Below are 21535 nucleotides of genomic sequence, written 5' to 3'. Positions count from 1 at the left end.
ATGGCGCGTGACGGGGCGTACGAGCACGCACCGAGCACGTGACCGTCGTGTGCGTCATCCCTACGCTACGTCCGAGAAGCGCCCTGATGTCCGGCGCGAGCCGCGTCACCATGAGGGATGTGGCCGTGCGGAAAGATTCTGCTCGTCCCCCATGATCTTCCACCGACATTGGCCACGACACTCCCTTTGGGCAGGGAACTGTCGGTATGGCTTTCCCGTCTCAGGAGCCCTTCGCCCACCTGAGTGCGCCCAACGCGGCCTTCTACCGGGAGATCCTGCGCGCATTCGCGCGGGCGAAGGAACGATTCATCGTGCATCTCCGGCCCGAGGACGTGGCGGCGGATCTGCGGCGGGCGCTCAGATCATCGCCACCAGGATCCTTCTCGGGCCGGTGTAAGCGTGCCTGCCGTGCATGACGAGCAGGTTGTCGATCATCATGACGTCGCCTTCCTGCCAGGGGAAGGAGCATTCGTTCCGTTTGGCGACGTCGCGGATGTGCTGGAGGTCGACCACGTCCAGCGGGCTGCCGTCGCCGTAGGTGGACTGGAGGGGCAGGTCCTCGTCGGTCTCTGCCATCTCCAGCAGGGCATCGGCCTCGTCGTCCGGGAGGTTGGAGACGTGCCACTGCTCGGCCTGGTTGAACCAGACCTCCTCGCCGGTGACGGGGTGACGCCGGATGGCCGGGCGGACCTGTCGTACTCTGAGCTCCTCATCATCGGTCCAGTGGAACTCCGCGCCGGTTTCCGCCAGCGCCTTCTCCACCTCGGCCCGGTCGGCCGTCTCGTAGGTCTCCTGCCAGGACTTGCCGAAGCCGAATCCCCTGTGCAGGTTCTGCAGGTAGGCGACGCCGCGGGTGGCGAAGCGCTCGCGAACCTCGGGTGCGATGCCGGCCAGCACGGCCCTGGAGTCCGAGACGGGCGTCGCGCCTCCGGTCTCGGGGGCCTGGTCGCAGTAGAAGAACAGGCGCGAGGGCCAGCGGTGGGCGTAGGACAGCTCGTTGTGCAGGGAGATCTCGTACTCCGCCGGGTACTCGGTGGAGGTCCACACGCCGGTCTGCACGGCCACGCGGGGAGAGTTGCCGTGCCGGTAGTCGGTGAACGGTTCCCCGAACGTGCTGACGAACCGGTGGAAGTCAGCGGGCGAGGCGATGCCGAGACGGCGGAACAGCACGGCACCGTGCTGGACGAGCAGCTCGTCGGCGGGCCCGCGCGCGGCGTCGTCGAGCACGGCGATCGTGGTCGCACCTGAGGTGATCTTGTCCATGGTCAGTGCTCCTGCGGTTCCGGCATGCCCTTGGTCTTGGGAATGGGTGACAGCGCGAGCACGACGATCGGGATCACCGCACCCGCCGCGCAGATCAGCAGCGTGGTCCGCATCCCGACCCCTGCCGCGAGCAGCCCCGCGAGCAGGGCGCCGAGCGGGGCGAGGCTGAGGGCGACGGCACGCTGTGAGGCCATCACCCGGCCCTGCAGGTGCTGCGGGGTGGCGCCCATGCGCAATGTCGCGCTCCCCACCATAGCGATGGGCCCGGTGATGCCCAGCAGGAACTGGGCGGCTCCGATCATGACGATGAGCAGCCACGTCGGCCCGGTGGCCAGCCCGATGAGGAACAGCGAGAGGTTGCCGACCACGGTGGGCCAGAAGAACGCCGGGCCGATGCCGATCCACTTCATCGTCCGCGTGGCCAGCAGCGACCCGAGAATGGCGCCGGGAGCGCCGACGGCCAGCAAGATGCCGAGCCAGTAAGGGTTGAGGCCCAGCCCTTCGACGACCCAGAGCGGCAGCAGGACCTCGATGCCGGTGTAGAAGAACATGTAGAAGCCGGCCGCGATGACGCCCGGCCGGATCAGCGGGTCACGCCACACCCAGCGCAGCCCCTCGGCGATCGAGGAGAACACACTCGGCCGTTCCTCGCCCGGTGTGGGCACCGGCTCCGGTTTGCGGATCAGTGCGCAGCTGATCGCGGAGATGATGAGCGTCACCACGTTGACGAGCAGGACTTGGGCCGCGGCGAACGCGCTGACGAGGGCGGATCCCGTGCTGTTTCCGGCGATCCTGGAGACGGAGGTGCTGAGCTGCAGCTTGGCGTTGCCGTCACCGAGATGCTCCCGCCCCACCAGGAACGGCAGGTGCGACATGTTGGCGACCTCGAAGAACACGAACAGCGCGACCGAGAGGAAGGAGATCGTGCCGAGCCAGAAGAGCGTGAGCGTCCCGGTGAGGTACATGACGACGATCAGGAGCAGCAGCAGGGCGCGGCCGACGTCTGCGGCGATCATGGTGGGCCGCTTGCGGAACCGGTCGGCCCAGAAGCCGGCGAACAGGAACAACAGGAACGGCAGGCGGCTGACCGCGCCGAGCGTGCCCACCTCGGCCTCGTTCGCGCCGAGGATGACGATGGCCACCAGCGGCATGGCCACCACGGTGACCTGGGCGCCGAACTGCGAGGTGGTGTAGCCGAGCCAGAGCTTGAGGAACTCTCGGTGCTTCCAGAGGCTGGCGGGCTCGTCTACGGCCGGGGCGGGCGCCGGTGTCTCAGTGGTCGGCGTGTCCGAGGCCACGGTCCATCCACCTCCTCCATTTGTGGGCGGTTCTGGTGACGTAGGGGTCGTACAACGCGCTGAAGCGGGCACCGGGGATGAGCCCGGTGTCCAGCCCGGGGACGATCGGCCGCCAGCCGAAATCCTCATCGGCGGGCGCCTTGTCCTCTTCCGGGATCAGCAGGACGGCGGGCCCGTCGTAGATGTCGTGCTTGTAGCGGCCCACCGCCTGCGCGTTGGCGCGGAAGACCTCCACATAGCGCTGGATCTGATCAAGGTCGTCGGTCTCGGTCCGCAGTTGCCCTTCCTTGGTGGCCGCGTTGACGATCTTCAGCAGGCGCTCGGCCGGTTCGAGCATGCTGAGCTCGCGCGGGTCGAGCGAGGTGGCGCCGCCGGCGAGCGCGTGCACCATCAGCGCGGTGTCGTCCTCCAGGGTGGAGCCGACCACCGGCTCGTCCGCAGAGGACCAGGCGAGGAAGACGTACGGCACGGTCTCGCCGGACGCGCGCAGCCTGCGGGCGACCTCGAGGGCGATGTTCCCGCCGATGCAGAAACCACCCAAGAAGTACGGCCCTGCCGGGGCGATCTCGCGGATGTAGCCGGCGTAGGCTTCCGCCATCTCGTCGATCGAGGTGTGTACGGCGTCGCCCGCGGTGAGGCCGTGTGCCGGGATGGCGTAGACCGGCTGGTCCTCGCCCAGGTGCTGGGCGAGCGGCCGATACCGGAACACCTGCCCGCCGAGGGCGTGGATGAGGAAGAGCGGGGGACGCTTGCCCGTGGTGCGCAGCGGGACGACCCTTCCGCGTGACACCGGGTTGTCGCCCTCGTCGGCGAGCGCCTCGGCGAGCAGCGCCACCGTGGGCGCGGCGAGGACCGTCCCCACCGGGATCTCGCGGTCGAGCTCCTGGCGCATGCGCAGGGCCAGGCGGAGCGCCAGCAGCGAGTGGCCGCCCAGGTCGAAGAAGTCGTCGCGGATGCCGACCTGCTCGACCCCGAGGATGTCGGCCCAGATCTCGGTGAGGGTCCGCTCCAGGTCGTCCCGGGGAGCTTCGTACGGGGCACGGGCCGCCGGTGCCGGGTCAGGGAGTGCTTTGCGGTCGAGTTTGCCATTGGCGGTGACCGGTAAGCGCTCCAACTCGGTGAAGGACGCGGGGATCATGTGCTCCGGCAACCGCTCACGCAGGAACCCCGCCAGTTCCTGCGCATCCGCCCGGCCCACCACGTAGGCCGCCAGCACGCCACCCACCGGCCGCACCGCCGCCGCCTGCACCGTGGGATGCCGGGCCAGCACCGCCTCGATCTCGCCCAGTTCCACCCGCATCCCCCGGACTTTCACCTGATCGTCCATCCGGCCCAGGTAGTCCACCTCGCCGTACGGCAACCACCGCGCCAGGTCACCGGTGCGATACAGCCGCGACCCCGGCGGGCCATACGGATCCGGGACGAACCGCTCGGCGGTCAGCCCGGGCCGCCGCACATATCCCTCGGCCACCTGCACTCCGCCGATGCACAGCTCTCCTGGTGTCCCTACCGGCACCCGCCGCGAATCGGCATCCAGGATCTCGATGCGCGTCGCCCGGATCGGCGCCCCGATCGGCGTCCGCTCCTCCCCCACCTGGCACGCGTGCCAGGTCACATCCACCGCCGCCTCGGTCGGTCCGTACAGGTTGTGGACCTCCACACCGGGCCACATCCGATGAACCCGCGCCACGAGCGCGCTCGGCAACGCCTCCCCCGAACACACCACCCGCCGCAAGGACGGCACCGCCAGATCCGGCACCTCCACCACCGCATCCAGCATCGATGGCACGAAATGGACCATCGACACGTGCTCCCGCCGCATCAACTCCACCAACGCCGGCGCGTCCAGGTGCACGCCGGGCGGCGCCACCACCAGCCCAGCGCCCTCCACCAGCGGCCAGAACAACTCCCACACCGACACGTCGAACGTGAACGGCGTCTTCTGCACCACCCGATCCCCCGCTCCGAGCGGGCATGCCTCCCCCATCCACACCAGCCGATTCGCGATCGCGCGATGCGATACCACCACGCCCTTCGGCCGCCCCGTCGACCCCGACGTGTAGATCACATACGCCGGCGCCTCCGGAGGAACGGCCACAGGCTCCGCCCCGCGCACCACGTCCGGCACGGCGGTGGAGACGGTCTGCACCTCCCCGAACCGCTCCGGCGCCTCGGTGATCACGACCCGCGCCCCGGCATCGGCCACCATGAACGTCAACCGCTCATCCGGGTACTCCGGCTCCAGCGGCAGATAGGCGCCCCCCGCCGCCATCACCGCATGGACGGCCACCACCAGGTCCACGCTCCGCGGCAGGCACACCCCCACCACATCGCCCAGCCGCACACCCCGCTCACGAAGGGCCGAAGCCAGCGCACTCACTCGTTCGCCGAACTCCGCATATGACAACCACACGCCATCGCCGCCGCAAACGGCCGCGGCATCCGGCGTCGCAGTCACCTGCCGCACCACCGCCTCAGGCAACGACACGAACTCCCGCGCCGGCCCCGTCGCGTTCCACCCCTCCACCGCCGCCACGTCCTGGGCGAGGAGCTCGGCGGCACCGCGCGGATCGGCCGCGGGATCCGCAGCGATCTCGGTGAAGACCTGGTGGTAGTACTCGCCCATGCGGAGGATCTGGTCCGCGGAGAACTGGGTGACGTCGTACTTCAGCTTCAGCTCCAGCCCGCCGCTCTGCGGGGACCACGTGAAGTTGGCCGAGAGCGGCAGGTTGGTCTGCTCGAAGAATTCGCTCTCCACGACCTCGATCGGGCCGCCGGGGCCGAGGTCGCGGTAGACGTGGAAGTCGCGGTAGTCGAAGAGGACGTCGATCACCGGCGACCGGTTAGTGAGCCGTTGCATCTCGAACAGCGGGTAGAGCCGGTGCGGCAGGAGGGCCACCTCGGCTTCGAAGACCTTCCTGATCAGCTCCTGCCAGGTGCGGACGTCCGTACGCACCCTGACGGGCACGCTGTTGAGGAACAGGCCGAGGACCTGCTCCGCCGCCTCGTGCTCGGGCCTGCCGTGCGTGACCAGGCCGGTGATGACATCGGCGTGGCCGGTGAGCAGCGCGAGCACGCGGAGGTGACCTGCGAGCAGCACGGTCCGCAGCGGCACCCTGGCCTGGCGCGCCACCTGCTGGAGCGCCGCCACGAGCGGCTCGCCGAGGGTTACGGCGTGAGCCGTCGTCTCCTCCGCGTCCCCCGTACGGTATCCGGGCAGACGAGGCAGCGTGGTGGCCGGCGCCTCCGCCAGCACGTCCCGCCAGAACTGCTCGGTCGCCACGGACGCCACCGCGGCCTTCTCCCTGGCGACGAAATCACGGAAGGTCAGCCCCGGCGCCTCCGCACGGCCACTGCCGTTCGCGGGCGGAGGCTCGACCGCCGGGTCGCTGTCGACAGCGAACCTGGCGGCGTAGCGGCCAAGCAGTTCGGTCACGAGCGAGGCCACGCTCCAGCCGTCGAGGATCGCGTGGTGGAAGCTCAGGGTGAGCGCGAACCGTCCCGGTGCGAGGTGGTGGATGACGGCGCGGAAGAGCGGCGGGGCCTCCCAGTCGAAAGGTCGCCGCTTCTCCTCCTCCCGCCAGATGCTCAGCCGCTGCCGGGGATCCTCGAACCCGGAAAGGTCGATCTCCTGTACGGGCGGCTCGACGTCGTCCCAGACGAGCTGGATCGGCTCGTCGAATCCGGTCAGGTCGAACGAGGTCCGCAGGACGGCGTGCCTGGCCATGACGTCGCGCAGCGCGGACCTGAACACCTCGCTCTGGTAGATGCCGCGCAGGATCAGTGTGAAGACGTCGTGGTAGGTCGCGGAGTCTTCCTGGTAGGCGCTGTGGAAGAGCATTCCCGCCTGCAGTGCGGTCAGCGGGTAGGCGTCTTCCAGCCCGGTCACGGAGTCTGTTGCCGTCAACGCCTGCCTCCTGGGAATCGCCGCTTGAGCCGATCCAGATCCGCCGAGCCGAGCAGGCCGAACGCCCGGCTGCCCGTGCTCCCGCCGGGCTCGCCGGTCTCGTCGTTCTCGCCGAGGCTGATCGCCTGGGCCAGCTCCCGTACCGTCTGGTGGACGAAGACGTCCTCGAGCTTGAGGGTGTAGCCACGGGCCCGGAGGCGTGCGACGACCTTGAGCGATCTGATGGAGTCGCCGCCGAGGGCGAAGAAACCGTCGTGGGCGCCCGGCGACGCGATGTCCAGCACCTCGGCCCAGACCTCGGCGACCGCCCGTTCGCCCGCCCCGCTCGGCTCCTCGTACGGCACGTCCGCCGGGGCCTGAGGCGTAGGCAGTGCTTTGCGGTCGAGTTTGCCGTTGGCGGTGACCGGCAACCGTTCCAGCACCGTGAACCAGGACGGAACCATGTGATCGGGCAACTGCGCACGCAGATACCCCGTCAGCTCCTCGACGTGCGGCTCACCCACCACATACGCCGCCAACCCTCCGCCGAACGGCTGCACCGCCGCCGCCGTCAGCGACGCATGTCCGGCCAGCACCGCCTCGACCTCACCAAGCTCCACCCGCATCCCGCGGATCTTCACTTGATGATCGATCCGGCCCAGGTAGTCGACCTCACCCTCCGGCAACCACCGCGCCAGATCACCCGTCCGATACAACCGCGAACCCGGCGGGCCGTAGGGATCGGGCACGAACTGCTGCGCCGTCAACGCCGGGCTGCCGGCGTATCCGTCGGCCAGACCCACCCCGGCGATGCACAGCTCCCCTGCCGTCCCCACCGGCACCCGCCGCAGGTTCTGGTCCAGGACCTCCAACCGGATCCCCCGGATCGGCGCGCCGATCGGCGTGCGCGTCTCCCCCGGCACACAGGCATGCCAGCTCACATCGACCGCCGCTTCGGTCGGCCCATACAGGTTGTGCAACCGCGCATGCGGAATCCGCTCAAAGAACCGCCCCGCCAACGACGACGGCAACGCCTCCCCCGAACACACCACGCGCCGCAGCGACGGCACCTCCAGAACCGGCTCCTCCAGCAACGCCTCCAGCATCGACGGCACAAAATGCACCATCGACAGCTCATGCTGATGAATCAGCCCGATCAAGGCAGAGGTGTCACGATGCGCACCCGGCGCCGCCACCACCAACCCCGCGCCGGACATCAACGGCCAGAACAACTCCCACACGGACACGTCGAACGTGAACGGCGTCTTGTGCAGCACCCGATCGCCGCCCCCCAACGGGAAGGCCTCCCCCATCCACACCAGCCGATTCGCGATCGCGCGATGCGAGACCACCACGCCCTTCGGCCGCCCCGTCGACCCCGACGTGTAGATCACATACGCCGGGGCACTCGCAGGAACCGGCACACGCCCGGGCGCCCCGTCCTCGGGCTCAGCCGCCGGACTCACCGTGACACACCCGGCGAAACGCAGCGGCTCCTCGGTGATCACGGTCCGCACTCCGCCATCCGTAACCATGAACGCCAGCCGCTGGTCGGGGTAGCCGGGGTCGAGCGGCAGGTACGCCGCTCCCGCCGCCATCGCGGCGTGCACGGCCACCACCAGGTCGACGCTGCGCGGCAGGCACACGCCCACCACGTCGCCCATCCGCACGCCACTTTCACGCAAGGCCCCGGCCAGCGCGTTGACCCGCCCGCCGAACTCCGCATACGTGAGCCACGTACCGTCGGCATCGCACACCGCAGGCGCGTCCGGCGTCGCGGCCACCCGTGCGGCCACCGCGTCAGGCAACGACACGAACTCCCGCGCCATCCCCGTCGTATTCCACCCCTCCACCGCCGCCACATCCCGGGCGAGCAGGGGAAGCCCTGAGACAGGCGCGTCGGGGTCGTCCACCGCCGCGGTGAGCAGGGCGACGAAGTGCTCGGCCATGCGCTCGATCACGTCTGCGTCGAAGAGGTCGGTGCGGTACTCGAAGATGCCGCCCAGCCGGCCGGGGAAGCGCTGGATATGGAGCGAGAGGTCGAACTTGGCGGTCGTGGTGTTCGACGACACCCACTCGACGTGCAGATCTCCGGCCCGCATCGCAGGCCGTTCCGTATCTTCCAGGCTGAGCATGGCCTGGACCAACGGCGTACTGCCCAGATCGCGGCGCGGCCGCAGATCCTCGACGAGCGCCTCGAAGGGAACCTCCGCGTTGGCGAAGGCGTCCAGCGTGGTGGTCCTGATCTGCCTGATCAACTCCCGGAAGGTGGGATCTCCCGAGCAGTCGGTACGGAGCACCAACGTGTTGAGGAAGAAACCGATCAACGGCTCCAGCTCCGGCCTGGGCCGTTCCGCGGTCGGCGTGCCGACGGAGATGTCCTGCTGCCCCGTGTGCCGGGAGAGCAGGACGGCGAAGGCGGCGACCAGCGTCATGAACAGCGAGGCGTTCTCGTCGGCGCCCAGCGCCCGCAGCCGCTCGGAGACCGGTGCCGGGATCATGAACGGAACATTGGCGCCGTCGTGACCGCGTCGAGCCGGACGCGGCTTGCTCGCGGGGAGTTCCAGGCGTTCGGGCATGCCCGCCAGCCGCTTGCGCCAGTAAGCCACCTGGGTGTCGCGGAGCTCACCCTCCACCCGCGCACGCTGCCAGGCCGCATAGTCGGCGTACTGCACCGGCAGCTCCACCAGCGACGCAGCCCGGCCCTCCGCCAACGCCGCATAAAGCTCACCCAACTCCCGGGCGAACAACACCGCCGACCACGCATCGTTCACCACATGATGCACCGTCACCAGCAACTGATGATCCCGCGCCCCATGCCGGACCAGATGCGCCCGCACCGGAGGCTCAGCCGTCAGATCGAAACGCCGCCCCGCCACCCCCAGCAAAAGCTCACGAGCCTCCGCCTCGGCCAGCTCCACCACCTCAAAAGGCACCACCGGCTCGGCCCCCACCGACACCAGCACCTCATCATCAACCTGCACGAACCGCGACCGCAGCACCTCATGCCGCTCCGCCAACGCCACCAACGCCCGCTCCAGCAACCCCGCATCCAGCGGGCCGCGCAGGCGCAGCCAGATCTGGGTGTTGTAGACAGCGAGATCGCTCTCCAGCTGATCGAGGAACCACAGCCGGCGCTGGCCGTACGACACCGGCAGCAGCCCGTCGCGCGGCAGCGGCACCACCTCGGGCACCGAGTCCGCGGCCGTGCGCATCGCCGCCGAGTCCGCGGCCGTGCGCATCGCCGCCGAGTCCGCGGCCGTGCGCTGGGCGGCGGCGATGCGCTCGGCCAGCGCGGCCACGGTGGGCGCCTCGAACAGCGCCCGTACCGGCAACTCGATCTCGAAGGCCGCACGCAAGCGGGTGACGATCTTGATCGCCAGCAGCGAGTGGCCGCCGAGCGCGAAGAAACCGTCGTCACGCCCCACCGGACCGGTCTGGAGCACCGCCTCGAACAGCGCCGCCACCACCTCCTCCACCGGACCACGCGGCGCCACCCGCACCGGCTCGGCCACACCGGCCGGCTCGGGCAGGGCCGACCTGTCGAGCTTGCCGTTGGCATTGGTTGGGAGCTCGTCCAAGAAGGTGAGGGTGGCGGGGATCATGTGGTCGGGCAGCCGCTCGTGCAGGAGGGCGCGGAGTTCTGCGGGTTCCGGCGTGACATCGCCCGACGGCACGACATAGGCGGCGAGGACGCCGCGAACGGGCTGCACCACCGCGGTGCGGACGGCTGGATGCTCGGCGAGGAGCGACTCGATCTCGCCGGGCTCGACCCGCATGCCGCGGATCTTCACCTGGTTGTCCATGCGGCCGAGGTAATCGACCTCGCCGCCCGGGAGCCACCTGGCCAGATCGCCGGTGCGGTAGAGGCGAGCGCCGGGCGGGCCGTAGGGGTCGGGCACGAACTGCCGCGCCGTCAGCCCTGGCCGGCCGGCGTACCCCTCGGCCAGGCCGATGCCCGCGATGCACAGCTCGCCGGGAGTGCCGATGGGCACCCTGCGCAGGTCCGCGTCGAGGATCTCGACCCTGATCCCCCTGATCGGGGCGCCGATCGGGGTTTGCGTCTCACCCGGCTCGCACTTGTGCCAGGTCACCTCGATGGCGGCCTCGGTGGGGCCGTACAGGTTGTGCAGCTCGGCGCCGGGCAGCCGGGTGTGCAGGCGTTCGGCCAGCACGGCAGGCAGCGCCTCCCCCGAGCAGATCACCCTGCGCACGGAGGGCAGGTCCAGCTCCGGCTCGTCCAGCAGCGCGTCCAGCATGGACGGGACGAAGTGAATGGTGGTGACGTCGTGCTGGGCGACGAGCCGGGCCAGCGCGGCCGGATCGCGGTGTGCGTCCGGCGGGGCCACCACGAGGCCGGCGCCGGCGATGAGCGGCCAGAACAGCTCCCAGACCGACACGTCGAAGGTGAAGGTGGTCTTGAGCATGACCCGGTCGCCGGGCGTGAGCGTGAAGGCGTGGTCGGTCCAGGTCAGCCGGTTGACGATCGCCTCGTGGGAGACGAGGACGCCCTTGGGGGTGCCGGTGGAGCCGGAGGTGTAGATCAGGTAGGCGGGCGCCCTGGGCGGGATCTTCAGCGCCAGCGGCCCGCCATCCCCCGCCGTCTCAGGACTTTGCGAAGGGAGCGGAGCTCCCGAGCTAGTAAGAATAGTGATGAAGCCAGGGAAGCGGTCCGGCTCCTCGGTGATCACGACCCGCGCCCTGCCGTCCGTGGCCATGAACACCAGCCGCTGGTCGGGGTAGCCGGGGTCGAGCGGCAGGTACGCCGCTCCCGCCGCCACCGCGGCGTGCACGGCCGCCACCAGGTCGACGCTGCGCGGCAGGCACACGCCCACCACGTCACCCACCCGCACACCACGCTCACGCAAGGCTCTGGCCAGCGCGTTGACCCGCCCGCCGAACTCGGCGTAGGTCAGCCACGTGCCGTCGGCGTCGCACACCGCGGGCGCGTCCGGCGTCGCGGCCACCCGCCGCGCCAGCAGGTCGGGCAGCGCCGCGAAGCCCTCCGGGCCGCCCGTGGCGTTCCACCGCTCGATCGTCTCGGTGTCGGCGGCGGTGAGCGCGGGCGACGCGGACAGCCGCTGCTCCGGCCCGGCGGCCGCGGCGGCGAGTACTTCGGTGTAGAGGGTCGCGATGCGCTCGGCGGTGGCCTGGTCGAACAGGTCGGTGCGGTATTCCAGGATGCCGCCGATGCCGCCCGGCTCCCTGCGGAGGTACATGGTGAGGTCGAACTTGGCCGTCGAGGTGCCGACCGACCTCCATTCCATGCCCAGGCCGCCGGCGTCGATGGGCGGACGGTCGGCGTCCTCCAGGCTGAACAGGACCTGCACCAGCGGTGTCGCACCCAGGTCGCGCTCCGGCCGCAGCTCTTCGATCAGCGCTTCGAAGGGGACCTCGGCGTTGGCGAAGGCGTCCAGCGTGGTGGCCCTGACCTGCCTGATCAATTCCCGGAAGGTGGGGTCACCCGAGCAGTCGGTGCGGAGCACCAACGTGTTGAGGAAGCAGCCGATCAGCGGTTCCAGCTCCGGCCTGGGCCGTTCGGCCACGGGTGTGCCGACCACGATGTCGTGCTGGCCGGTGGCGCGGGAGAGCGCGACGGCGAGGCAGGCGACCATGGTCATGAACAGCGAGGCGTTCTCGTCGGCGCCGAGGGTGCGCAGCCGCTCCACGACCTGCGCCGGAATGGTGACCGGGACGTTGGCGCCCTGGTAGTCGCGCCTGGCGGGGCGCGGCCAGTCGGCGGGGAGTTCCAGGCGTTCGGGCATGCCCGCCAGCCGCTTGCGCCAGTAAGCCACCTGGGTGTCGCGGAGCTCACCCTCCACCCGCGCACGCTGCCAGGCCGCATAGTCGGCGTACTGCACCGGCAGCTCCACCAGCGACGCAGCCCGGCCCTCCGCCAACGCCGCATAAAGCTCACCCAACTCCCGGGCGAACAACACCGCCGACCACGCATCGTTCACCACATGATGCACCGTCACCAGCAACTGATGATCCCGCGCCCCATGCCGGACCAGATGCGCCCGCACCGGAGGCTCAGCCGTCAGATCGAAACGCCGCCCCGCCACCCCCAGCAAAAGCTCACGAGCCTCCGCCTCGGCCAGCTCCACCACCTCAAAAGGCACCACCGGCTCGGCCCCCACCGACACCAGCACCTCATCATCAACCTGCACGAACCGCGACCGCAGCACCTCATGCCGCTCCGCCAACGCCACCAACGCCCGCTCCAGCAACCGGGCATCCAGCGGGCCCCTGATCCTGAGGCAGATGTGCGTGTTGTAGAGCGCGAGGTCGCTCTCCAGCTGATCGAGGAACCACAGCCGGCGCTGGGCATAGGAGGCGGGCAGCAGCCCGTCGCGCGGCACGGGGGTGACCGGCGGGATCTGGTCGATCCCGCGGCCCTGGACGGCCGCCAGCCGCGCGGCGAGGCCGGCGACCGTGGGCGACTCGAACAGCGCCCGTGGCGGCAGCCCAGCGCCGAACGCCTTGCGCAGCCGCCCCATCAGCTTGATCGCCAGCAGCGAGTGGCCGCCGAGCGCGAAGAAACCGTCGTCACGCCCCACCGGACCCGTCTGGAGCACCGCCTCGAACAGCGCCGCCACCACCTCCTCCACCGGACCACGCGGCGCCACCCGCACCGGCTCGACCACACCGGCCGGCTCGGGCAGGGCCGACCTGTCGACCTTGCCGTGCGCGGCCAGCGGCAGCGCGGGCAGTTCGACGAGGTGTGCCGGGATCATGTGCTCGGGCAGCCGTTCGGCCAGGAAGCCGCGCAGCTCCGCCGGCCGGGCGTCACCGACGACGTAGGCCACCAGCGCCGGCTCGTCCTCGCCTCGCACCACCACCACGCAGTCGTCGACCGACGGATGCGCCGCCAGGACCGCCTGCACCTCGCCCGGCTCGACGCGGTGTCCGCGGATCTTGACCTGGCCGTCGGCGCGGCCGAGGAACTCGATCGCGCCGTCGGGCAACCTCCGCGCCCGGTCGCCGGTGCGGTAGAGCCTGGCACCCGCGCGCACGGAGAACGGGTCGGGCACGAACGCGGCGGCGGTCTGCCCGGGGCGGCCGAGGTAGCCGCGGGTGACGGTGACGCCGCCGACGCACAGCTCGCCGACCACGCCGTCGGGGACGAGGCACAGGTCCTCGTCGAGAATGTACGCCTCGGCGTGCGGCAGCGGGTGGCCGATGGGGGTGATGACTCCGGCCCCCGCAGGTTCCTGATCGGCCGCGAGTGCGAGCACGCCAACGGTGGTCTCGGTGGGGCCGTAGTGGTTGACGACGGCGGGGCCGCCGGGCAGCGCGCGCAGGCGGCGTACCCACTCCCAGCGAGACGCCTCACCGCCGAGCACGAGCGTACGGCCCGGCAGCAGGTCGGCGACGCCGGTGTGAAGCGCGGCCAGGTGCGATGGGGTGATCTTTAGCAGATCGATCCGGTCGTCGCGCAGGTGCTCGGCGACCCAGGCGGCGTCCGTAGCGTGGGCACGGGGCACCAGGTGCAGGGTGCCGCCGGTGAGCAGCGCGCCGTGGAAGACGGTGACGCTGAAGTCGAACGTCAGCGGCTGCAGCATCGACGACCGCAGCCCCGGTGCCAGCCCGAGAAGGCCGGTGACGCCCGCGACGTAGGCGGTCAGGTGCCTGTCGGCCACGCCCACCCCCTTGGGCAGGCCGGTCGAGCCGGAGGTGTAGATCACGTAGGCGAGCGTGTCGGGGTGCCGGATCACGGCGGGCAGCGTGTCCGGGAGAGCGGCGATGATCCCGGCGTCCACGTCGAGGTCGACGATGGGAACGTCCGTCTGGGGTACGTCCAGCCCCGACCTGGTCAGTACGGCCGTCGCGCCGGAGTCGGCGATCAGGTGGCGGAGCCTCTCCTGGGGGTGCTCCAGGTCCAGCGGGAGGTAGGCGGCGCCGCTCTTGAGCACGGCGAGCACGGCCACGGCGAGGTCGACGTCGGTGTCCAGGAGGATCGCGATCGGGATGTCGGGGCGGGCCGTCCCCGCCAGGTGCCTGGCGAGCCTGCTGGACCTGCGGTCGAGCTCCGCGTAGGTCAGCGTGCGCCCCCCGGCGTCGGCGACCGCGACCTGGTCGGGCCGCGCCGCCACCTGAGCGGCGAACGCCTCGGTCACCGACGCGAACTCCGCGGAGGCGCCTGTTATCAGCTCGGGAACTCCGTGCCCTTCGCGGGACTTCGCCGGCAGGGCGGCCCGCACGAGGCGGTCGTCCTCGCCGGGCAGCAGGATCGGCAGCCGGCCGAGCGGGGTCGCCGGATCGGTCAGCGCAGCGTCGAGGAGGCGCCGGTAGCGCTCGGCGAAGCGCAGCGTCCACGTCTCGTCGAACAGCGCCCTGGCGTACTCGATCCGCCCGTCGATACGGCCGTCCACCTCGGCCAGGTCGATCAGCAGGTCCACCTTCGCCGTGCCGTTGCGCAGCTGCCCGTTGGTGACCAGCGAGGGCAGCAGGTTGAACACGATCTGGTGCAGGGGAGCGCCGGCGCCCTCGGCGTGATCAGGCCGCACCTCCTCGACGAGCCGCTCGTAGGGCACCTCATCGTGGTCGAGCGCGTCGAGCACCGTGGTCCGCACCCGCTCGACCAGCTCGCCGAAGGACACCTCGGGCCTGCAGTCGGTACGCAGCAGCAACGTGTTGACGAAGTTGCCGATCAGCGGCTCGAGCTCGGGCAGTGGCCGCCCGCCCACGGGTGACCCCACCACCACGTCGGCCTGGCCGGCCAGCCGCGAGAGCAGCGCCTTGAGCCCGGCCAGCAGCACCACGAAGGGGGTCGTGCGGAGCTTCCTGGCCAGCTCGTGGCAGGCGCGTACGGTCTCCTCCGGCAGCACGAAGCCGACGTCGCCGCCGGAGTGGCGGGAGATGTCCGGGTCCGGGGCGCGCGGCGACAAGCGGAGCGGTCCCGGCAGCTCGCCGAGTTGCTTGCGCCAGTAGCCGAGCTGGTCGGCCAGCTCGGCACGCTCCCACCGGTCGCGCTGCCAGCCGGCGAAGTCGCCGTACTGGATCGGCAGCTCCGGCAGGCCGGAGTCGCGCCCTTCGAAGGCCGCCAGGAACTCCTCCTGGAGGATTGCCACGGAGGCGGCGTCGAAGGCCACGTGGTGCACGGTGAAGAAGAAGTGGTCCGCCTCGCCGCCGGTGCGGATCAGCCGGGCCCGCCACAGCGGGGCGCTGTCGAGGGCGATGGATCGGGCGGCCTCGGCGGCGCGTATCCGGGCCAGCTCGCCCTCGGGGGCACGAACTCCGTCGCGCAGATCGGTGACGGGGATCTCGATCGGCACCTCCGGCTCGACGACCTGCACGAGTCCGCCGTCGCGCGCGGTGAGCCTGGTGCGCAGGATCTCGTGGCGGCCGACCACCCGCGCGAGCGCGGCGGTGACCTCGGCGGCGTCGCAACCGGGCGGGAGCGGGGTGCCGAAGCCGATGTTGTACACCGCGAGCCCGGATTCGAGCTGATCCAAAAACCAGAGCCGCTCCTGCGCGAAGGACGCGGGAAGTTCGTAACCGCCGGCCGGATCCATGGGCGTGCTCACCGTCTAGTCGGCCCGCTCGAGCTCCCGCATGGCCTCGCGGAGGCTGCGAGGCCGCATGTCCGTCCACACCTTGTCGATGTAGTCGAGGCAGGCATTTCGGTCGCCCGAAAAGCCCTCCTCCCGCCACCCGGCAGGGGCGGGGCGGTTCGCGGCCCAGATGGAGTACTGATCCTCGTCGTTGATTACGACCTTGTAGTCGCCCCCGGGCATTGGCACGCCTTCTCCCTTTCGCGGTGCCCGGGATTTCCGGGCATGCCAAAGAATGATGTGGGACTGCAGACCGTGAACTGGACAAGTTACGGCCACACTGCGTTGGCAGCGTACATTCTCGACACTGACTGCGATGTTTGCTCGAAACGCCAGAAGCCTCGCTGATTGAAGTAGATCAAGACCGGCAAGTCAAGAGATGTCGTGGAATCACGACGTTGCCCGGTCGACTGTGCGATTGACAGGGCAACTTCCCTATTGCCCCGTCGGCGCAGGCTGTGGAATATTGGCCCCGCCCAAATCCCGTAACAGCGGAATGGGACAAAACAGACGGTTCGTCCGTTTTATGGAGTTCATCCTTACTTCGCGCCAAACAGGCAGTGAGAGGGGTCTATCCGGATGACGGTGCATAGCGCCCTGCCCAGTCCGCAGGCGGCCCACGCCCCATGACCGACCCGGCCTCGCTGGTCGTCATCGGCACAGGCGGTCTCGCCCGAGCCATCACCTACGCCTTGGCCGTGATCCCCCAGGCGCCGATCCGGGTGTCCGTGGTGGGCCGCGATCCCGCCAGGGCTGCCGAGATCTGCTACGTCTCCTCCGCTCGGGCCGCGACATCCGGGACGGCCGCGGAGTTCCGCCCTGTGACCGTGGATCTGACCTGCGCTGACGCCCTGACGGCCGCGCTGGCGGCCGCCGCGCCCGCAGGTGTGGTGCTCGCGGCCTCCAGCCAGTCTCCCTGGGAGTCGCGCACCTCTCCCTCGGAGTGGACGGCCCTCGTCCAGCGCGCGGGGTTCGGCCTGACGCTGCCGTTCCAGGCCGACTCGGCCCTGCGCGTCGGCCGGGCCCTCGCGGCCACCGGCAGGGACGCGTGGTTCGTCAACGCCTGCTTCCCCGATGCCGTCAACCCGGTGCTGAGCGCCGCAGGGGTGCCCGTGCTGTGCGGCATCGGCAACGCGGGGCTGCTCGCCGCCAGCCTGCAAGCCGCGCTCGGCCTCCCCGACCAGCGGGAACTGCGCGTGCTGGCACACCACGTCCACCTGTACACCCCGCCGTCACCCGCGGACGAAGCGCTGGCCTGGCAGGGCGACCAGCCGCTCACCCAGGTGAGCACGCTGCTCGCGGCCCAGCGTGCCGCCGCGCGAGCCGAGCTCAACCACGTCACCGGCCTCACGGCGGCACGTCTGCTGAGTGGCCTGCTCGCCGGGGCCGAGATCGACACCAATCTGCCAGGACCGCTCGGGCTGCCGGGCGGCTATCCGGTACGACTCGCCCGCGGCCGCCTGGACCTGCGGCTGCCACCTGGCATGGACCGATCCGAGGCCGTGGCGTTCAACCAGCGCGCCGCGCTGCGCGACGGCGTCGTCGTCGACGGCGAGCGCCTCGCCTTCGGCCCCGCCGCCCGGGAGGAGCTGGCCCGGCTGGCGCCGGAGATCGCCGACGGCTTCCCCGTCGCCGATCTGGCACCCGCGGGCGATGTCCTGGGCCGGCTCCGCGACCGGCTCCGCGACCTGGCGCCCGGGCAGGACCTCCGAAGCCCCCATCCCGTCACCCGCCTATGACAAACAGAGGTGCGCCAACGATGCCGAACCACGCAGCGAACCTGTTGCTCGACTTCTACGATCGTCTGCCCACCTCGATCGCGGCCTGCGTCGACAGCACCGAGCCCGTCAGGGACGACACCGGGTTCTCCCCCGGTTTCCTGCTGCCCGAGCCGGACGCGGGAGTCGAGAGGTTCTTCTCCGTGGCCACCGCCCGCTGGCAACCACTGAGGTCCTATTCCGGCCATCGGCTGAACCTGCTCGACCTGACGTGCAACCCGGCCACGGGCACGACCAAGACCTTCCCCTCGCTGCTCATCGTCGCGCGGGCGGTTGAATACATCAGGCGGTACGGCGAGGCAGTCACGATCTTCTCGCCCACGTCGGCGAACAAGGGCGTGGCGCTCCGCGACGCCGTGCTGCGCGCCATCGACGCCGGGCTGGCCGAGCCCGAGCAGTTGCGCACGGTGATCCTGGCGCCACGCTCGTGCCTGGGCAAGTTACGCTCCAGCAGGCTGTCCACCGACCCGGCGCTGCGTGCGCTGAACCCCATGCTGGTCTACAGCGGGCCCGAGCCGGAGCGGGTGAAGGCGATCGGCCGGGCCTTCACCGACAAATACGCGGGCGATCTCAGAGCCAGTGGCGAGAACCTGTGGTTCTCGCTGGAGCTGGGCAACTACCTGGTGGCCGACACCGCCAGGGCGTTCTTCGAGCAGCAGGCGGCCCCGGCGGGCACCGCGCCCCGGCTGCACGCCCACGCCGTCTCCAGTGCCTTCGGGCTGCTCGGCTACCACCGGGGCAGGGCCGTACTGGAAGGCTCGGGCGCGGTGAGCCAGGACTCCAGGCCCGCCAGCCTGCTCGTGCAGCACCTGGGCACCCCCGACATGGTGCTCAACCTGCGGAACGGCGACTTCGACCGGGCCAACGCACCCGCCTACGAGCGCCACGGCGGGCTCTACCGCCAGTCGGCCGACCCGCGGTTCCCGCAGGTGACCTACGACCCCGACGAGGTGCTCGACCCGACGTTCTACACCCACAGGCCGGCGACCTCCCCGGAGATGAACGGGTTGATCGAGCGGTTCGGCGGTGACGGCATCGTCGTCTCGCTGGCCGAATGCGTGGCGCGCTACTCGGAGCTGCGCGAGCTGCTCGCCGGCTCGGGCTGCGAACTCCCCGCCGACTTCCGGCAGCTGCGCGAGTGGTCGCTGGTGATGGCCATGACCGGCGTGCTGAACGCCATCGACCGCGGCCTGGCCGACCCCTGGGACGACGTCGTGGTGCACGGCTCGGGCTGCTACACCGCGGCGGACTACCTGCCGCTCGAACCGGAGGCGATGATCGAGGTCGCCGGCGTCGAGGACGTCGCCGCGGTGGTCTGCGGGTGATGGAGGACCGGCAGCACGCAGCGGACGGGATAGCCGTCGTCGGGATGGCGGGACGGTTCCCCGGCGCTCCCGACGTGGCCACGTTCTGGCGCAACCTGCTGGACGGCATGGACGCCGTGCACGACTACACCGACGCCGAGTTGCGCGCGCTGGGCGTCGGCGAGCGCCTGCTCGCAGACCCGGCGCACGTGCGCGCGGGCGGGCGCCTGCCGGACGTGGCCCGGTTCGACGCCGAGTTCTTCGGCGTGCCGGCGGCCGAGGCCGTCCGCATGGACCCGCAGCACCGGCTCTTCGTCGAGCAGTCCTGGGCGGCCCTCGAGGATGCCGGGTGCGACCCCGCTTCCCACGACGGTCTGATCGGGGTGTTCGCCGGCGGCACGGTCAACAGGTACTTCCTGTTCCACCAGTTCGGCGGGAACCCCGACGAGCCGCTGGATCCCGGGTTCGCCGCCGACTACCTGACTGCGCAGGCCGCTTACCGGCTCGGCCTGACCGGGCCCGCGGTCACGGTGCAGACCGCCTGTTCCAGCTCCCTCGTCGCGATCTGCATGGCCGGGCAGCAGCTGCTCGACTACCGTTGTGACCTGGCGCTCGCGGGCGGGGTGAGCGTGATGGAGCCGAGGTTCGTGCACCGGCCCGGCGGCCTGGTCTCTCCCGACGGCCGCTGCCGCGCCTTCGACGCCGCCGGGCAGGGCAGCGGGTACAGCAGCGGCGTGGCGGTGCTCGCGCTGAAGCGCCTGGAGGACGCGCTCGCCGATCGCGACCAGATCATCGCCGTCCTGCGCGGATGGGCGGTCAACAACGACGGCGGCCTGCGGGCGGGATTCGCGGCGCCGGGGCTGGACGGGCAGGCGAGCGTGGTGGCGGAGGCCCTGGCGGCGGCGGACCTGACACCGGCCTCGATCGGGTACGTCGAAGCCCACGGCAGCGGCACCGCGGTCGGCGACGCGATCGAGGTGGCCGCCCTCGCCCAGGTCTTCGCGGCAGAACCGCTGTCTCCACGCTCTGTCGCCCTGGGCTCGGTCAAGACCAACATCGGCAACCTGGACGCCGCCGCTGGCGCCGCCGGGCTGATCAAGGCCATTCTCGCCGTACGGCATGGCGTCATCCCGGCCAATCTCCACTACGACCGCCCCAACCCGGACATCGACGTCGACTCCTCGCCGTTCTACGTCCCGGTCAAGAACGTCGGCTGGCAGGCGGAGGTACGGCGGGCGGGAGTGAGCGCCTTCGGCATGGGGGGCACCAACGCGCATGTGATCGTCGAGCAGGCGCCGGCCGAAGCCCCGAGGCCGGAGGTGGGCGGGTGGCACGTGCTACCGCTGTCCGCTCGCACCCCCGAGGCCCTGCGCGCGGCCCGGACGCTCCTGGCCGAGCACCTCGCGACCGCCCAGGGGACACGCCTGGACAACGTCGCCTACACGTTGGCGACCGGGCGCCGGGCGTTCAGCTGCCGGGCGGCGGTGCTGTGCCGCGACATCGCCGAGGCCGTCGCGGAGCTACGCCGGCACGACGGTGACATACCTGTGGCCGTCGGTGCGCCAGAGGAGCTGCGGCACCAGGCGGCCGCCTGGGTGGAGGGCGCGGGCATCGGCTGGCCGCTGCCGGACGGGCGGACGACGTCGCTGCCCGCCTACCCGTTCCAGCGGGTGCACTACTGGCAGGAGGATCGGTCATGACGCACCAGGACACCGCCTCGCTGGCCCGCTGGTTCTCCGACCCCTCGCCCCGGCCGGGGGCGCGGCGGCAGCTGTTCTGCCTGCCGTACGCGGGTGCGGGGGCAAGCGCCTTCCGGGGCTGGGCAGCCGCCGCAGGGCCCGAGCTCGAGGTGCTGCCCGTGGTACTGCCTGGCAGGGAGAGCAGGTACACCGAGCCCTTCGACGCCGACATCGCCGAGCTGGCCTCGGCGATCGCGGCGCGCGCCGACCGGCCGTACACGATCTACGGCCACTCCATGGGCGGCAGGCTGGGCTTCGAAGTGGTCCGCGAGCTGCGCAAGCGCGGCCACAGGCAGCCGCTGCGGCTGAGCCTCGGCGGGTGCAGGCCGCCCGACATCCTGGAGCCGCTGGCCGAGCTGTCGTGGGTCAGCGACGAGGAGCTGCTCGACCGGCTCCGCGAGCTCGGCGGGCTGCCGGAGGAGATCCTCGCCGAGCCCGAGCTGTGCGAGCTGATCCTGCCCGTGCTCCGCGCCGACTTCACCTGGCTCGACACCTACGAGTACGAGCCCGAGCCGCCGATCGAGGTGCCCATCGTGGCCTTCGCCGGCGCCGAGGACCACTCCGTCACCCCCGACGACATGCGCGGCTGGGCCAGGCACACCACGGCCGGCTTCGACCTGCGCGTCGAGCCCGGCGGCCACTTCTTCCTCCACGAGCGGCGAGATCACATCCTCAAGGAGGCGCTGGCATGAGCGAGCGCAGCGAGCGAC

Annotated in this window: 10 protein-coding genes; 5 read left to right on the top strand and 5 right to left on the bottom strand. The window is 70.8% G+C overall.

Annotation, left to right across the window (positions count from 1 at the left end):
- The first annotated feature begins 206 nt into the window (after nt 1-206).
- Complete coding sequence (locus ACTWPT_RS50035) at nt 207-416, top strand: DUF2397 family protein (RefSeq protein WP_443184624.1); 210 nt, start codon at nt 207-209, stop codon at nt 414-416.
- Here the strand turns inward: ACTWPT_RS50035 and ACTWPT_RS50030 are convergent.
- The 5 genes from ACTWPT_RS50030 to ACTWPT_RS50010 are packed head-to-tail and all read right to left on the bottom strand — an operon-like array spanning nt 358 to nt 16187.
- Complete coding sequence (locus tag ACTWPT_RS50030) at nt 358-1263, bottom strand: TauD/TfdA family dioxygenase (protein ID WP_443184623.1); 906 nt, start codon at nt 1261-1263, stop codon at nt 358-360. The two genes, ACTWPT_RS50035 and ACTWPT_RS50030, sit on opposite strands and share 59 nt — an antisense overlap.
- A 2-nt stretch (nt 1264-1265) precedes the next feature.
- Entirely contained in the window at nt 1266-2561 is a 1296-nt protein-coding gene (locus tag ACTWPT_RS50025; protein ID WP_443184622.1) for an MFS transporter, read from the bottom strand.
- Nucleotides 2536-6468 (bottom strand): non-ribosomal peptide synthetase, encoded by a 3933-nt coding sequence (locus tag ACTWPT_RS50020; protein WP_443184621.1) that lies wholly within the window; start codon nt 6466-6468, stop codon nt 2536-2538. The genes ACTWPT_RS50025 and ACTWPT_RS50020 overlap by 26 nt, the downstream gene beginning before the upstream one ends.
- Nucleotides 6465-15965, bottom strand: coding sequence for an amino acid adenylation domain-containing protein (locus ACTWPT_RS50015; RefSeq protein ID WP_443184620.1), 9501 nt, complete (start codon nt 15963-15965; stop codon nt 6465-6467). Before ACTWPT_RS50015 ends, ACTWPT_RS50020 begins: the two co-directional genes overlap by 4 nt.
- Before the next feature lie 15 nt (nt 15966-15980).
- Entirely contained in the window at nt 15981-16187 is a 207-nt protein-coding gene (locus ACTWPT_RS50010; RefSeq protein WP_305915739.1) for an MbtH family protein, read from the bottom strand.
- Nucleotides 16188-16630: 443 nt separating this feature from the next.
- Between ACTWPT_RS50010 and ACTWPT_RS50005 the strand changes: the two genes are divergently transcribed.
- Genes ACTWPT_RS50005 through ACTWPT_RS49990 form a run of 4 tightly spaced genes read left to right on the top strand, consistent with a single transcriptional unit; the run spans nt 16631 to nt 21517 of the window.
- A complete protein-coding gene (locus ACTWPT_RS50005; RefSeq protein ID WP_443184619.1) occupies nt 16631-17743 on the top strand; it encodes a hypothetical protein in 1113 nt (370 codons plus the stop codon).
- A gap of 20 nt (nt 17744-17763) precedes the next feature.
- On the top strand, nt 17764-19107 hold the full coding sequence (locus ACTWPT_RS50000; RefSeq protein WP_443184618.1) for a DUF6002 family protein: 1344 nt from the start codon (nt 17764-17766) through the stop codon (nt 19105-19107).
- Nucleotides 19107-20786, top strand: coding sequence for a beta-ketoacyl synthase N-terminal-like domain-containing protein (locus ACTWPT_RS49995; RefSeq protein WP_443184617.1), 1680 nt, complete (start codon nt 19107-19109; stop codon nt 20784-20786). The genes ACTWPT_RS50000 and ACTWPT_RS49995 overlap by 1 nt, the downstream gene beginning before the upstream one ends.
- Nucleotides 20783-21517, top strand: a complete 735-nt coding sequence (locus ACTWPT_RS49990) for a thioesterase II family protein (RefSeq protein ID WP_443184616.1) — start codon at nt 20783-20785, stop codon at nt 21515-21517. Before ACTWPT_RS49995 ends, ACTWPT_RS49990 begins: the two co-directional genes overlap by 4 nt.
- Nucleotides 21518-21535 lie beyond the last annotated feature (18 nt).

The sequence above is a fragment of the Nonomuraea sp. 3N208 genome, assembly GCF_052245935.1.
In the GTDB taxonomy this organism is placed as follows: domain Bacteria; phylum Actinomycetota; class Actinomycetes; order Streptosporangiales; family Streptosporangiaceae; genus Nonomuraea.
Note: the sequence above shows the minus strand (reverse complement) of the source record. Positions and strands in the feature narration are given on the sequence as shown.